Origin of the sequence: Luteimonas mephitis DSM 12574, from assembly GCF_000422305.1 — a bacterium.
GTDB lineage: Bacteria > Pseudomonadota > Gammaproteobacteria > Xanthomonadales > Xanthomonadaceae > Luteimonas > Luteimonas mephitis.
The window spans coordinates 199248-212131 of sequence record NZ_AULN01000014.1; the positions used below are offsets into that span (position 1 = coordinate 199248).

Below are 12884 nucleotides of genomic sequence, written 5' to 3' on the forward strand. Positions count from 1 at the left end.
TCTGTAAAGAAGAAGCTCGATAGACTGGATAGCGCCTTACCTAAGGATCCGCCACGACCTAAGCCCAAGACGGCCTTGCAACGATTAGAAAGGGCGCTTGGCCCAGATGATGGGAAGCGACGTCGGGGTGGCAGTCCAGTGGTTCAAGGTGGCAGCCCTGGCCTGGGTCGGCGTAGCTAGGACTTGCCAAGGACCCTCCCATGCCCCTGGACCTGCCCGAACTGACCCGCCGCCTTGACGCCTTGGAGGCCTCATTGCCGGTCCTAATCGCCGAGAATCCGGCCCAGCGGACTTCTGGCGGATCTTCGCCGCCGAGGCGGACATGCTGGAAGTCGAGGCGGGCGACGACCATGGGGCCTACGTGGCGGTGAGGGTGCGTGACATGCTGGCGGAGCATGGCAGGGCTCTGGTCAGCGTGCAGCTCAAACTTCTTGTTTTCCTTCCTCAAATGAGGGAGGATTATCGGAAGTCCCCCTGAGGCGCGCTCCCGATGCTCCCGAACATCCTTTACGACGCTCCCGAAGAAATAGCCAGCCGCCTGGACCAGTTGGGGGTCACCGAGGTGGCGCTCCGCGAAGCCATCTATCAGGGTCACCTGCAGCGCACCCGGTTGACCTTGAACCATCCCCGTAACTTTCCGGGCTTGGTTATGTGGGGCGAGGTCGTTGCCGCATTGCGGGATCAGCTCAGGCCGCTGGATTGGATCCGGCAGGACGTGGGCAGCTTCCCGGTAACCGTCAACGAGACCTTGAACCTGGCGATTGCGGTTGCTTCCGGGGACGAGGCAACGGGAAATCCGTATGCCCATCCGTCCAATCGTTCGAAGAAGGGCCGCCACACCGTCGATGCCATCGAGTCGAACCGACAGATGGTGCTGCTCTTTGAAGAGTTCATGCAGGAAGTCAAAGAGGATGTGGAAGGCAACCAGACCTGGATTTTGATGCACCACACGGATACGTCCAAGGGTGAGATCCGCTTCGAACTGTCATTGCCGGCTGAAATCGGTAACGACGGCAAGATCACGTCGTGGTCGGAACGCATCTTGCTCGGTAGCATTTCGTTTGATGATGACCTTGTGGAAATCCTCCAGCCGGGTGGTCCTGACATCGACATTGAGATCCGCCGCAAAGCTTGACGAGGCTGCCATGTTCAATGCTCTACGGCTCACCCTCGCCCGCAAACGGCGGGGGATGAAGAAGCGTGAGTTGGCCGAGAAGATTGGGGTAACAGAAAAATCCGTCTCCAACTACGAGACGGGCTCCCAAGAACCAGAGGCCAACACGCTTAGAAAACTTTCAGAAGCGCTTCGGTTCCCCGAAGCCTTTTTCTTTGGTGTGGACCCGGAAGTTCCTCACCCCGATGTGGCGAGCTTCCGTTCGCTTTCGAAGATGACAGCCAGCCAGCGCGACACCGCGCTTGGTGCGGGCGCTGTTGCCCTGCTGTTGAACGAATGGATTGAGGCGCGGTTCGACCTGCCAGACCCGGACGTTCCGGATTTGGGGCGCGAAGGCGGGGACAGTCGCCCCGTTAGCGTGCACAAGCACGCTCAAGAGCCAGAAGCCTATCCGACATCGTCTTCTTCCCAGACCCCGGAGACGGCGGCAGAAATGCTGCGCGCTCACTGGGGCATCGGCGAGTTGCCGGTCAAGAACATGATTGCCCTGCTGGAATCCAAGGGCATCCGGGTCTATTCCCTGGCAATCGATGCCAAGGAAGTGGATGCCTTTTCGATGTGGAGTGGCGGCCGGCCCTACGTGTTCCTCAATACGTTCAAGTCAGCCGAACACTGCCGGTTTGATGCCGCGCATGAGCTGGGCCACCTGGTGCTGCACCAACATGCCCAACCCCATGGTCCCGACCTGGAGCGCGAGGCAAATGCCTTCGCGTCCGCTTTCCTCATGCCGCGGGCGAGCGTGCTTGCCATGGCGCCGCGTGCCCCGACGCTATCGAGTCTCATCCGGCACAAGAAGCACTGGGCAGTCTCCGTGGCAGCGCTGAACTACCGGATGCATGCCCTTGGCCTGACAACTGACTGGACCTACCGCACGCTTTGCATCCAGCTGGCGCAAGCGGGCTACCGCAAGTCGGAGCCTGAAGGCGTGCCGCACGAGAAGTCACTAGTGCTTGAAAAGGTATTCGGTGCACTTCGCGAAGAAGGCTTGTCGAAAGCGGACGTTGCCCAGCAGCTAGCCATCTTTTCTGACGAGATTAACGAGCTCACGTTTGGGCTGATGCTCAATGCATTGAAGGGTGGAGCGCCGAGAATGGCTGAGCCCACTGCGGGAAGGGCTAACTTGCGTTTGGTCAAGGGCTAGTATCAAGGGTGCGACTTGGGCGGGTCCCTCGTAGCGCATGCTTGTATTTGGATTCGCTAAGGGGCATTGGTCGATGGCAGCAGTGCATGAGGAATATGGACGTTTCTTGCAGTGGCTGCGAGACGCTCAAGCAAGTGAAGACGCCAGGCGCATTGCCAAGATTGTGCATGCGAACCTGGACACCATCATTCCCACCGTTAACAACGGCGGGCAGCGTGCAGCCACGCTCACGCCAATCCTTCGGCGAGATCTCGCAGGCACCACGGATGTCATCGAAGAGACCCCTGCAAACGGGGCGGCAGCGCCGCTCCCTTGGACGCGACTGAAGAAGCTCTCGGTTGGCCCCTTCCGGGGCTTCCGACGGGAAGAGCAGTTCGACTTGTCCAAGAACATTGTGTTGTTCCTGGGGCCCAATGGCAGTGGCAAAAGCAGCTTGTGCGAAGCCATCGAGTTCGCCCTGCTGGGCTATGTCGAGGAGGCCACCGCCAAGCGCATTGAGAACCTGGACGGCTACTTCAACAATTTTCATGCTGGTGAGCACGTCGCGCCACGGCTGTGGTCTGCCGGCGCCGACGATGGCGTGCTCGTGGAACCCAATCCCGAGATACTGCGCTTCACCATCATCGAAAAAAACCGCATTGAAGGCTTCGCACGCCTAGCCTCACGGCCACCCGCGCAGGCGAGCGCGCTCATTGCTGCGCTGTTCGGCTTGGACGGCTTCAACAGCTTTGTGGGGAACTTCACTGGTGACCTCGACAGCAGGCTTCGCCTGGCGACGCCCAAGGCCGGCGAGCTGGCTCTCAAAAATGCAGCGTTGGAGACGGCAAGGCAGAAGATCAAGGGGAACGGTGCCGCGCTTCAAGCGTTCAACGAGGAGCAAGAAGCGCTGGCGCAAAGTTTCGAGGCTGGATTTACGTGGGCTCTACTTCTAGAGCGGTTGGGACTCCATGGGCAAGATGGGCGCTTGCAGCAAATCCATGCTGCATTGCAAGAACAGTTGCCCGCATTGTCTGAAGCTGACGCCAGTGGCGTGGCCATGTTCAGAAAGTCTCTGCGGTCGCATCTAAAGAACCGCACCCAGAGTGCAGCCAACTTGGCAGGCAGAGCGGAGCAGGTGTCCTTCCTCGAGCTCTATCGAGCAGTGCACGCCCTCCAAGGTGAGCACGCCGCGTGCCCCGCGTGCGAAACACCGCTGGACAATGTCACCCGCAACCCCTTTGAGAAGGCAGCAGCTGGCATTGAGCTGTTGCGCGACTTGGCTCAACTCCAGCAAGAGCAGCGGGACCTTGCTGGAAAGTGCACGCGAGTCTCAAAGTGGCTTCGCGACCAACTGAAAACTGCCCATAGGTTCAGGCCATTCACCGGTGACGATATGGCGGACCTGGTGCAATGGATTGAGCAGGAAGAAGAGGTGCCTGTCTGGACCACTGCACTGATGACGCCAGCCACCTGGCGGGCAGTGTTGCGAAACATCCGGGCACTGGAAGATCGTGATGCGGGTATCCGTCACCGGCAGAACCAAAGAGCGCTCCTTCAAGCGGAAGTTGAGCAGCTAGAAGACGTGAGAGAGCAGGTTGAGGAACTGCGCACCCGCAGGCGGCTTCATGATGTCCACGTGGTGGAAGAGCAAGCCAAGATTGACGGGTTCGCCGAGGCCAACGCTGAACTGATTGCGGAAGTGGAAGCAGAGGCCACGGCCCTCGAGCTCGAGGTGCGTATCCAGGTGAGCTATGAGCACTACCTAACAGCCATAAGGGCGTATCGCGATGGGTTGCCTGCTGGCTTGCTTGCGGACTTGAGCGATACCACCAAGGAGCTTTACAACAGCTTCAACCCTCAAGACCACGCGAACGACATCTTGGCAGACCTGACGCTTCCACAACGCGGCGGCGAGCGAATCATGGTCTCTTTCGCTGGCACACCTGCAAAGAGCCACGATGCCTTGGCGGTCTTGAGTGAAGGACATTTGCGCTGCTTGGGCCTGGCTATCTTGTTGGCCAAGAACATCAAGCTGAACTTGCCGCTGCTGGTCTTCGATGACGCGGTGAATGCTATCGATCATGACCACCGCGAAGGCATCCGCGACACGCTTTTCGGCGATGCGCGTCTGCGTGAGAAGCAGATGGTGATTACCTGTCATGGCAACGAGTTCATCAATCAGGTCCAACAGAGGTTGGGCCAAGGCGCCTCAGCGCTTTACATACTCAAGCATCATGACGGTGATCATCAACCCCGTGTGTTTGGGGGCACAGATCGGCACTATCTGCGACGAGCCATCGAACGCTTGGAAAATAACGACGAACGCCAGGCTCTGGCATCGAGCCGGCAAGCATTGGAGAACCTCACGGCCAAGACGTGGAAGTCTTTGACCAATCGGGACGCTGACCTAGGCCAGATCAATCTTCTCCTACGCGGTCCCACTGGCGAGCCTGAACTCAGGAATCTGGTGGATGGCTTGTCTAAGGCCGTCGCCACTGGTATCGAACAAGCGCGCCTCCCTGGGGAGGCATGGGCTCAGCGGCAAGAAGCTTTCACCGAGCTATTGCAACTACCGTGGCGCTACTTGAACAAAGGCACTCACGACGGAGACGGTGAGGATTTTGAGATTGCCATCGTCCAGCGGATGGTCAACTCATTGGGCAAGCTCAGCGCTTCCTTTCCCGGATAGGGAGGCTATTCCTCCCATTCCAAAGAGCTTCGTTCTCGGAGGAATCGCGAAGCCTTAAACGGCTGCACGGGTGGCCCGCTGCGAACATGATTCATGAGCTCTCAGCATGCCCTTCCCCCAAAAGCTGAAAAGAGCTTAATTCATTCCTTCGTCGGCGCGCAGCAGGACCATACAGGACCATATGGGTCGGAGGCCAGGTATTGGGGTCACTGCGCTCTGGCAGACATTGGTAAGATCCAGCCGATCCTGAGTCATCGGCCAAGCCTGTTGTCAGTGCCGATGGCCGGAAGCAGCCGATTCTGCATGCTTCCCGGGGCACTGCTATCCAAAGATATTTCAAACCTTTATCACTCTCTTGAATCTGGAAGAATCCAGCTTCGCGCTTGACGCATCCGCTCTGATGCGTCGATTCGAGGAGTGAATGTGTTCCCCGAGAAGCTCAATCCCTTCTATTGCGTCCTTGTCGTGACCGCGGCGGTGTTGGTAGGCATCGTCAAATGTAGCTGCGGAGACATCAAGGAAACCTGATCAACAAGCGCCAAGACCACAAGGCCCGGACATGTCCGGGCTTTGTGCGTTTATGCCGTCACCAAAGGAGTAAACGACCATGCATTTGGTTGAAACAATGGCCTACGCCGGCGAGAAGCCTTGGCACGGCCTCGGCAACAAGCTGGCACCGCAACAGCCGATCGATGTCTGGCGCAAGCAGGCGGGCATGGATTGGGAGATCGAAGAGTCCGAAGTCCGCTACGTCGTCGGCAAGAACGGCATCGGTGCGATCAATGCTTTTCCGGAGCAGAAGGTCCTGTACCGCTCCGACACCCATGCGCCGCTGTCTGTCGTGTCCAAGCGCTATCAAGTGGTCCAGCCCGGCGAGATCCTCGAGTTCTACCGCGACCTGACTGAGGTTGGCGGCTTCGAGCTCGAAACGGCCGGCGTTCTCCGGGAAGGCCGCAAGTTCTGGGCGCTTGCCAGGACCGGACAGAGCACTGTCCTGAAACGGAAGGACCGGGTTGAGGGCTATCTGCTGTTGGCCACTGCCTGCGACGGTACGCTGGCCACGACTGCCCAGTTCACCTCGGTGCGGGTGGTTTGCAACAACACTCTGGCCATCGCCCTGGGCAGCAACGCGGGCGCCATCAAGGTGCCGCACCGCAGCCAGTTCGACCCGGACGCGGTCAAGCGTCAGCTCGGGATCACCGTGTCGACCTGGGACGGATTCGTGGCCCGTATGAAGGCCCTGGTCGAGTGCCCGGTGGATCCGGACTCTGTGGACGGTCTTCTGCGTCGCGTGCTGACCTATCCCAACCCGGATGGGCAGGGTGTCTCGGTCAACGAGCAGGCCTTCAAGGTCGCACGAGCCTTGTATGACGGAGCCGGCAAGGGCTCGGAGCTCGCGAGTGCCCGTGGAACGGCCTGGGGCGTCCTGAGCAGCGTCACGGAGTTCGTCGATCACCATCGACGGGCCCGTAGTGATGACCACCGCAGGGATGCCGCGTGGTTCGGTGCCGGTGCCCAGCTCAAGCAACGGGCTTGGGACGAAGCCATGAAGCTGGTGGCTTGAGCGATGACGGTCGACGATCTCGATGTCGCCTATATCGCCATCGGAGCCAGGCAAGCGCTGGACAAGAGTGCAATCGGCTACTCGGAGATGCCATTCGAGGGTGAGCTGGCCTACATCCAGGCCTGCATTGATCAAGCTCCACTGCTGGGGAAGGCGTGGCAGGACTGCAGTAATGAGTTTCCCGGCGTGTGGTGCTACGAAGTGGCCGAGCCATTCGGGCAGGCCTTTGGCAGGCATCTGCTGCTGCGCGGGGAGTGCGGGCGAGCCCAGTCCATCCTGGAGGGAATCGTGGCGTCCGCGATGAAAGTCTCGCCAGCGTAGGCGCGTCCCGCTTGGCAACCCACAAGGCCCGGTCTCCGCAAGGAGGCTGGGCCTTTTCACTTTGGAGGAACTGAAATGAGCAGATCGGCAGCGGTACGCCTGGTCGACACGCGTTCGATGGAGCGCGAGGAGTGGTTGGAAGTCCGCAAGCGAGGCATCGGGAGCTCCGACGCCGCAGCCGCGGTGGGGCTGTGCCCCTACAAGAGCCAGCTGGAGCTGTGGATGGACAAGACCGGGCGGATCGTCCGGAGCGAAGAGCCGGGGCAGGACGATCCCATGTACTGGGGCACCTTGCTGGAACCCTTCGTCGCGGCGGCCTACGCCGAGCGGACCGAGCGCAAGGTCCGGCGGCTCAATGCCGTACTCCAGCATCCGACGTACAGCTTCATGCTGGCCAACATCGACCGTGAGGTGGTGGGTGCGGAGGATGTCCAGATCCTGGAGTGCAAGACGGCGGGGGAATATGGCTCCCGGCTATGGCGCGACGGCGTGCCGGAGTACGTCCAGATCCAGGTCCAGCACCAGCTGACGGTGACGGGCAAGCAGGCCGCAGATGTGGCAGTGCTGCTGTGCGGCCAGAAGCTTGAGGTCCACCGGATCGAGCGGGACGAAGACGTGATCTCTCGTTTGATCGTGTTGGAGGCCCGGTTCTGGGAGCACGTGGAGCAGGACACGCCGCCGCCGGCAGACGGCAGTGAGTCGGCTGCCAGGGCTCTGCGCAGCCTTTACGTGGGCAATGACACCAGCGTCGACTTCACGGGGGATGCCGAGCTCTCCGCCACCTTTGCCGACTTGGTTTCGCTTCGGGATCAGATCGGCCAGCTGGACAAGCAGGCCGAGCAGCTGCGCCAGCGACTGGAGGAATCCATGGGTGACGCTTCCAAGGCGCTCTTTGCCAAGGGAGAGATTACCTATCGGCGTTCCAAGGACGGTACTAGCGTCGATCTCAAGCGGCTCGCCCAGACCCATCCGGCCATCGTGGCCGAGTTCACCGTCGAACGGCCCGGATCACGCCGATTCCGGATCGTCCCGTACACCGAGGAAGGAGCAAAGTCATGTTGAAAGGATTGGCGATTACACCGCCCGTGGTCGGGCGGATCTCCATTGGTCGTGTGATCGAGCGCAACGGCAAGCGGCTGCCGGAGAAGGACGACCAGTTCACGCTGACCAGCCAGGTCCAGAACCGCGACGGCTGGGTGCTACATCCACTGGACGAGACGCTGCGCAAGGGTGCCGGCGGGAAGCTGCGCTCGATCCCGGTCCGGCTGCTGTTCAACGAGCCGGCCCTGAACTTGCGGGCGGACTACTCGCTCTTCGATCGGTCCACTGGCAGGCCGGTGTGCGTGGGCAACGGCGAAACATCGCGGCGCGTTGGCAAGGAAGGCATGACCCAGGAGCTTTGCCCTGGACCGGATGGTTGTTCCTTCGCCATGGGCGAGTGCAAGGCCTACGCCCGGCTGAATGTCCGGGTCGGGGACGACGACGAGCTGGGCAGCTTCGTGCTGAGAACCACGTCCTACAACACAATCCGGACCCTCACGGCTCGGCTCGCGTACTTCGACGCAGTCTCGGGCGGGCGGCTGTCGTGCATGCCGCTGGAGCTCAAGCTCCGGGGGAAGTCCACGACGATGAGCTACCGAGCGGCCATCTACTACGTCGACCTGGTGGTCCGGAACGGCAAGACGCTGGAGGAAGCCATCAGTGACGCGAGGGCGGTCGATGAGGCCCGCAAAGAGGCGGGGTTCGATCAGGTCGCTCTGGATGAGGCGGCCAAACGGGGATTTGCCAGCGGAGCCTTCGAGGATCTTGTGGAGGATGTTCCGGCCGTTGTCGAAGAGTTCTACCCGGAAGGAAGTGCGCCGGCAGCAGAAGGGAAAGGAAGCCCGGCTGCGCCATCGAATCTGCGGGAGCGCCTGCAGGGCAAGGTTGCTCTGGTGAGCGGCCAATAACGAACAGAGAGGTGAACAACATGGTGCTTCGAGTAATCGGCGGCTTGGTGGTGGGCGGATTTGCCATGTATGGCGTGGTCAAGTTCGCAGAGGCCACGGGAATCTTCGGCGGTTCTGATTTTGCCCGCGGCAAGGTCGGACACGAACCGTTGGAGCCGGTGGGTCTGGATGCATCGGATCCGGAAGCGGTGCAGCAGGCTGCTTCCTTCACGGCTCCCCTGATGTAGCCGATCTGCAAGCGTTGAGTCAGACAGGCAGGGGCGCAATGGCGCCCCTCCGTCTTTCTGTGTGATCAAAAAAGATGGACAGGAGTTGATGATGGATGCTGAGAAAGGACATGAGTCACGGTTGTACATTCGAAGCTCAACCAGGCGCTACAAGGCGGCCTCCCCTGACGAAGTACTTGAGGCGGCTCGGACCGTCGTGGGGCAGCGGATGAGTCGGGGCGCATCGTTCTCTGACCCAAAGACCGCCAAAGACTTCTTTCGGGACAAGTTGTCGGGGCTTCAGCGGGAGGTGTTCGCCGCCGCTTTCCTGGACAGCCGTCACCGCCTCATTGAGTACGCGGAGCTGTTCTACGGAACGATCGACGGGGCTGAAGTACACCCGAGGGAAGTGGTTCGACAGGCGATCCAGACGAACTGCGCCGCGATCATCGTTGGGCATAACCACCCCTCTGGGTCGGTTGAACCTTCCGCCGCGGATCGAGCCGTCACGGCGCGGCTCAAACAGGTGCTTTCCTTGGTGGATGTACGGCTGCTTGACCACATCGTTGTGGGCGGCAACCAGACCATGGCTTTGGCTGAGCGTGGCTGGGTGTGACGGCCACGGGCGAGAGCCAATGGGATACCTCGCGATCAAGTCGCTCGCCAGCCAATAGGGGCTGGCGGGCTGTGGCCGGACCTTCTTTTTTTGGCTCGTGGTGAGTGTATGGGGGACTTCGAGCCCGGAACGCTGCCAGAAACACTGCAACCTAGACAGCTCGTGGGCGATACCGGAAACGGCAGATTCAATGGAAGCGCGTTGTCTCGCAACCTTGAGCAGACAGGGGGAGCGCTTTCCCATCACCAACAAGCTGTCCTACACCGCGGTAGAGCCATCACCACCCTTGGCAACCTGACGCTACTGAACCTGTCGGTCAATCGTCAGGCGCAGAACAAAGACTTCGCAACCAAGAGGGGCCTGTTCATCGACCATACGGTGCTGCGTCTCAACGGGGCCTTCATGGGTCGTACGAACTGGGACGAGGATGGGATCGTCGCACGAGGAAAGGATCTGGCCGAGGCCGCGATCCAGCTCTACCCCAGGTAATAGAGAGCCCGGATCATTCCGTAGTCGTGGACGGATCAGGCGTTCCATCAGCATCGATCTACAAACCTCCTTTCTTGGTCTTAGGAAGGCGTCGCAGTCTCGTCGCGCGTTGTTGTGATCAGCGGCTTCCCCACCAGGCGAACCGGGTCGAACGAGAACACGTGCTCCAGCGGAGCATCATGGCAGCGGCCGACCAGCCGGTCTGGAAACGCTGTTCGTCCGGAGTCCAAGTCGACTTCGGCCGAGCAGATCGGGCAAATGCCCCAGTGGCGTACAACGGCAAACTCGCGGGATTTCAGCTTTCGACCGAGCGCCGGCATCGTGCGGAGCTGACCATAGAGCTCACCCAACGCCAGGAACGAAGGTCCGGCTATCGTGACTCGCTGTGTGGGCAGTTGGAAAACCGGCTTCGACAGCCACCAGAGCCCCGCCGTCACAAGCAAAGCGAGGCCAAGTTGGGCAAGCGTGGCGGTGGTGATTGCCTGACCCTGCATCCACAAGGCATATACCCCCAGCCAGAGAAGTCCAATCAGCACCATGTCCAGAGCGGCCGTACCCAAAAGCAGATAGCCGCGCCATGACTGAATCGGAAACGGTCGGCTGCCGACGAGCAGGCGGAGCCACAGGGCCGGCTTGACTGGATCCATTTGGTAGCGCAGGAGCTCATTCGTGGTCTCCTGCGTCGAGGTATCCGCTTCCGGCTCTGCTCCAAGCGTCGGGTAAAAGTCGAAGGACAGGCGGGAAGGGAGGCCGCGCCCGCCGCCCGTCTTGACCACGAGACGCGGTGTCAGGGAGCAGCCTTCGCGGGCGCACATCTGTCGAAGTTGCTCCTCCCGGGCCTTCCACCAATTCTCCAGTTCGGTTGCTCGGAGAGGTTTCGCCGGTGCGCTGGTTCCGTCTTCGTGCTGCAGGATCTTCCGAAGGATCGTGGCCTCGGTCTCGGGAGGTGCTTCACCTCGTGATACGGATGTCAGGGTGATCCCCATCACCTCCCGCAATGCCCGCGGATTGCGCTGCTGGCCACCCTCTCTATCCAGCCAATCAATCCCCAACCGCAGGGCATCAGCCTGCGGATTACCTGTTTCGACGGGTTTTGGGCTGTTTCTGTCCATGGCGTAAGGCGAAGTTTTGCTTTCCCTCCAATCAAGGAAAGCACAATGGACACCATCCCAGAGCCGTTCAGGCTTGGCAATGCGCCGGCAGGATCAAACATCCAGCGCCGCGGGTTCCGCGTCCCGTTCGGACTAAAGGACGGCCGCGTGTGGGCGCCCAGCGAGGTCGCGAAGGGCAGGGCATGTGGCTGCGTCTGCCCTGGATGCCATGCCCCCTTGGTCGCCAAAGCTCAGGAGAGTCGGCGCAAGCGGCCCCACTTCGCCCACCTGATCGATACCGGATGCCAGACCGGGCGGGAGAGCGGCATTCACATGCGCGCCAAGCAGTTGATCGTCGAACGCCAGGAATTGCTGATCCCAGCTTGGGACGGCGATCTGATCGATATGCCCAATCCGCCGCACGCTCGGGACGATGAGGGGCAGCTCCACTGGGGTCGGCCAATCGATCGTCCGGCCCGTCGTGTTGATCTGCGCGATCTTGAAGTCGAGCGATCGTTCGGCACCTATCAGCCAGATGTCTACGCCCGGGATGAGGAGGGCGAGCTGCTGATCGAAATCTACGTGACCCACGCTGTCGGTGACCGTAAGGCTGAGCGAGTCCAGGCTCATGGACGGCGGATGGTCGAAATCGACCTGTCCCGACTGGATCGCGACACGCCCCACGACCTGGCGGGCTTCGAGCACGCGGTGCTCGGCGAGCCGGCCAACCGCATTTGGATCTCGTGTCCCGAGGCGGTAGCCGATTGGCAGGCGTCCAAGCAAGAGCTGGACGGGCAGGTTGTGGCACGCAACCGGGAAATCGCCCAATTGCGCGAGCAGCAGGCAAAGGCGGCCGAGGCGCGAAAGATGCGCGAAGCTCAGGATTCCAAGGACAAGGAAGGTCGAAAGGTCTACATGCGGCGATTGATGCGCGCGAAGCATGCCGAAGACCTGGCCCAGCTCCCCGAACTCACCTCGCCAGACCGGATCGCACGAATCCTGCGCGAATACCAGGCCAGCGCAGAGGAGCGCGTCGGCGAACTTCTGGATGCTGTACCGCCTGCAGTGCGGTCGGCCTGCCTGCGGGCGCATGAACACGCCTGGGTCTTTGGCGTGGATCCGGCCCTCTGGCAACTCCTCACGTACGAGCACTTCGTGGCCAGTCAACCCTCGGGCAGCCGATTCAACCAGAAGGATGTCGCCACCTGGGTTCGGCGCAGCTTCCATCCTGAGATGGCCCTGTATCGCCTGTTCGTCGCCCAGTACGCCAATCGGGCCGAGACTCGCAGAGCCGGTTACTTCAAGTGGCGGCTCGCCTACTGGGTGTTCACGGACGAAGAGAACGACCGAATCCCCGGCTTCTATGTCCCTGTCAACGACTTCATCGATCGCTTGGAATCTGCCTACCTGATCCGCCGCCTACCGGTCCCAGTGGGAGAGCGCGAGGTCCTCCCGATGCCGCCATCCGGCTTCAGCCCCGTTGCCGTTGTGGCATGAGATGTGACGGTCAGGCAGGCGCAGTTGCGCGGCGAGATCGAGAACCACCTGTGGGCCAGTGGAATCGCCGATATGGGCTATTCGGAGGACGAGGTGATGAGCAAGCGGGATGCGGTGTTCGCCTATCTCCATGCAAGCGTCATCAGTAGTGCGCGTGTTCTCCATTGA

14 protein-coding genes are annotated in these 12884 nt (G+C 60.8%); 13 read left to right on the forward strand and 1 reads right to left on the reverse strand.

Annotated features, from left to right (window positions below; all coding sequences use genetic code 11):
- Positions 1-322: 322 nt before the first annotated feature.
- From H570_RS18830 to H570_RS0105840, 11 genes are all read left to right on the forward strand, one after another.
- Positions 323-478, forward strand: a complete 156-nt coding sequence (locus H570_RS18830; RefSeq protein ID WP_156899864.1) for a hypothetical protein — start codon at positions 323-325, stop codon at positions 476-478.
- Positions 479-490: 12 nt separating this feature from the next.
- Entirely contained in the window at positions 491-1135 is a 645-nt protein-coding gene (locus tag H570_RS0105795) for a hypothetical protein (RefSeq protein WP_027079918.1), read from the forward strand.
- Positions 1065-2315: a helix-turn-helix domain-containing protein gene (locus tag H570_RS0105800; protein ID WP_245559545.1), complete on the forward strand. Its 1251-nt coding sequence runs from the start codon at positions 1065-1067 to the stop codon at positions 2313-2315. Before H570_RS0105795 ends, H570_RS0105800 begins: the two co-directional genes overlap by 71 nt.
- A 73-nt stretch (positions 2316-2388) precedes the next feature.
- Positions 2389-4983, forward strand: coding sequence for an AAA family ATPase (locus H570_RS0105805; RefSeq protein WP_027079920.1), 2595 nt, complete (start codon positions 2389-2391; stop codon positions 4981-4983).
- 607 nt (positions 4984-5590) lie between these two features.
- Complete coding sequence (locus H570_RS0105810; protein WP_027079921.1) at positions 5591-6547, forward strand: DUF932 domain-containing protein; 957 nt, start codon at positions 5591-5593, stop codon at positions 6545-6547.
- 3 nt (positions 6548-6550) lie between these two features.
- The gene (locus H570_RS0105815; protein ID WP_027079922.1) at positions 6551-6868 is read left to right on the forward strand and encodes a hypothetical protein; all 318 of its coding nucleotides are present in this window, start codon (positions 6551-6553) and stop codon (positions 6866-6868) included.
- A gap of 75 nt (positions 6869-6943) precedes the next feature.
- Entirely contained in the window at positions 6944-7930 is a 987-nt protein-coding gene (locus H570_RS0105820) for a YqaJ viral recombinase family nuclease (protein WP_027079923.1), read from the forward strand.
- Positions 7924-8817 carry a recombination directionality factor gene (locus H570_RS0105825; RefSeq protein ID WP_027079924.1) on the forward strand — a complete coding sequence of 298 codons (894 nt, stop codon included), beginning with the start codon at positions 7924-7926 and terminating at the stop codon, positions 8815-8817. Before H570_RS0105820 ends, H570_RS0105825 begins: the two co-directional genes overlap by 7 nt.
- A gap of 11 nt (positions 8818-8828) precedes the next feature.
- Positions 8829-9044: a hypothetical protein gene (locus H570_RS18835; RefSeq protein WP_156899865.1), complete on the forward strand. Its 216-nt coding sequence runs from the start codon at positions 8829-8831 to the stop codon at positions 9042-9044.
- A gap of 61 nt (positions 9045-9105) precedes the next feature.
- The gene (gene radC, locus H570_RS0105835; RefSeq protein WP_425411548.1) at positions 9106-9639 is read left to right on the forward strand and encodes a RadC family protein; all 534 of its coding nucleotides are present in this window, start codon (positions 9106-9108) and stop codon (positions 9637-9639) included.
- Between the two features lie 108 nt (positions 9640-9747).
- A complete protein-coding gene (locus H570_RS0105840; RefSeq protein ID WP_084499854.1) occupies positions 9748-10128 on the forward strand; it encodes a GmrSD restriction endonuclease domain-containing protein in 381 nt (126 codons plus the stop codon).
- 80 nt (positions 10129-10208) lie between these two features.
- Here the strand turns inward: H570_RS0105840 and H570_RS0105845 are convergent, their stop codons facing one another.
- A complete protein-coding gene (locus tag H570_RS0105845; RefSeq protein WP_156899866.1) occupies positions 10209-11240 on the reverse strand; it encodes a hypothetical protein in 1032 nt (343 codons plus the stop codon).
- 45 nt (positions 11241-11285) lie between these two features.
- On the opposite strand from H570_RS0105845, the gene H570_RS16580 reads away from it, so the two are divergent.
- Positions 11286-12716 carry a competence protein CoiA family protein gene (locus H570_RS16580; RefSeq protein ID WP_051176161.1) on the forward strand — a complete coding sequence of 477 codons (1431 nt, stop codon included), beginning with the start codon at positions 11286-11288 and terminating at the stop codon, positions 12714-12716.
- A 3-nt stretch (positions 12717-12719) separates the two neighbouring features.
- Complete coding sequence (locus H570_RS18840; RefSeq protein WP_156899867.1) at positions 12720-12884, forward strand: hypothetical protein; 165 nt, start codon at positions 12720-12722, stop codon at positions 12882-12884.

Excerpts from the sequence above, each read along its gene's own strand:
- H570_RS18830 (WP_156899864.1), top strand. The coding sequence starts at position 323 with ATGCTGGAAGTCGAGGCGGGCGACGACCATGGGGCCTACGTGGCGGTG.
- H570_RS0105845 (WP_156899866.1), bottom strand. The coding sequence starts at position 11,240 with ATGGACAGAAACAGCCCAAAACCCGTCGAAACAGGTAATCCGCAGGCT.
- H570_RS0105815 (WP_027079922.1), top strand. The coding sequence starts at position 6,551 with ATGACGGTCGACGATCTCGATGTCGCCTATATCGCCATCGGAGCCAGG.
- H570_RS0105820 (WP_027079923.1), top strand. The coding sequence starts at position 6,944 with ATGAGCAGATCGGCAGCGGTACGCCTGGTCGACACGCGTTCGATGGAG.
- H570_RS0105825 (WP_027079924.1), top strand. The coding sequence starts at position 7,924 with ATGTTGAAAGGATTGGCGATTACACCGCCCGTGGTCGGGCGGATCTCC.
- H570_RS0105800 (WP_245559545.1), top strand. The coding sequence starts at position 1,065 with ATGATGACCTTGTGGAAATCCTCCAGCCGGGTGGTCCTGACATCGACA.
- H570_RS0105805 (WP_027079920.1), top strand. The coding sequence starts at position 2,389 with ATGGCAGCAGTGCATGAGGAATATGGACGTTTCTTGCAGTGGCTGCGA.
- H570_RS0105840 (WP_084499854.1), top strand. The coding sequence starts at position 9,748 with ATGGGGGACTTCGAGCCCGGAACGCTGCCAGAAACACTGCAACCTAGA.
- H570_RS16580 (WP_051176161.1), top strand. The coding sequence starts at position 11,286 with ATGGACACCATCCCAGAGCCGTTCAGGCTTGGCAATGCGCCGGCAGGA.
- H570_RS0105795 (WP_027079918.1), top strand. The coding sequence starts at position 491 with ATGCTCCCGAACATCCTTTACGACGCTCCCGAAGAAATAGCCAGCCGC.
- H570_RS0105810 (WP_027079921.1), top strand. The coding sequence starts at position 5,591 with ATGCATTTGGTTGAAACAATGGCCTACGCCGGCGAGAAGCCTTGGCAC.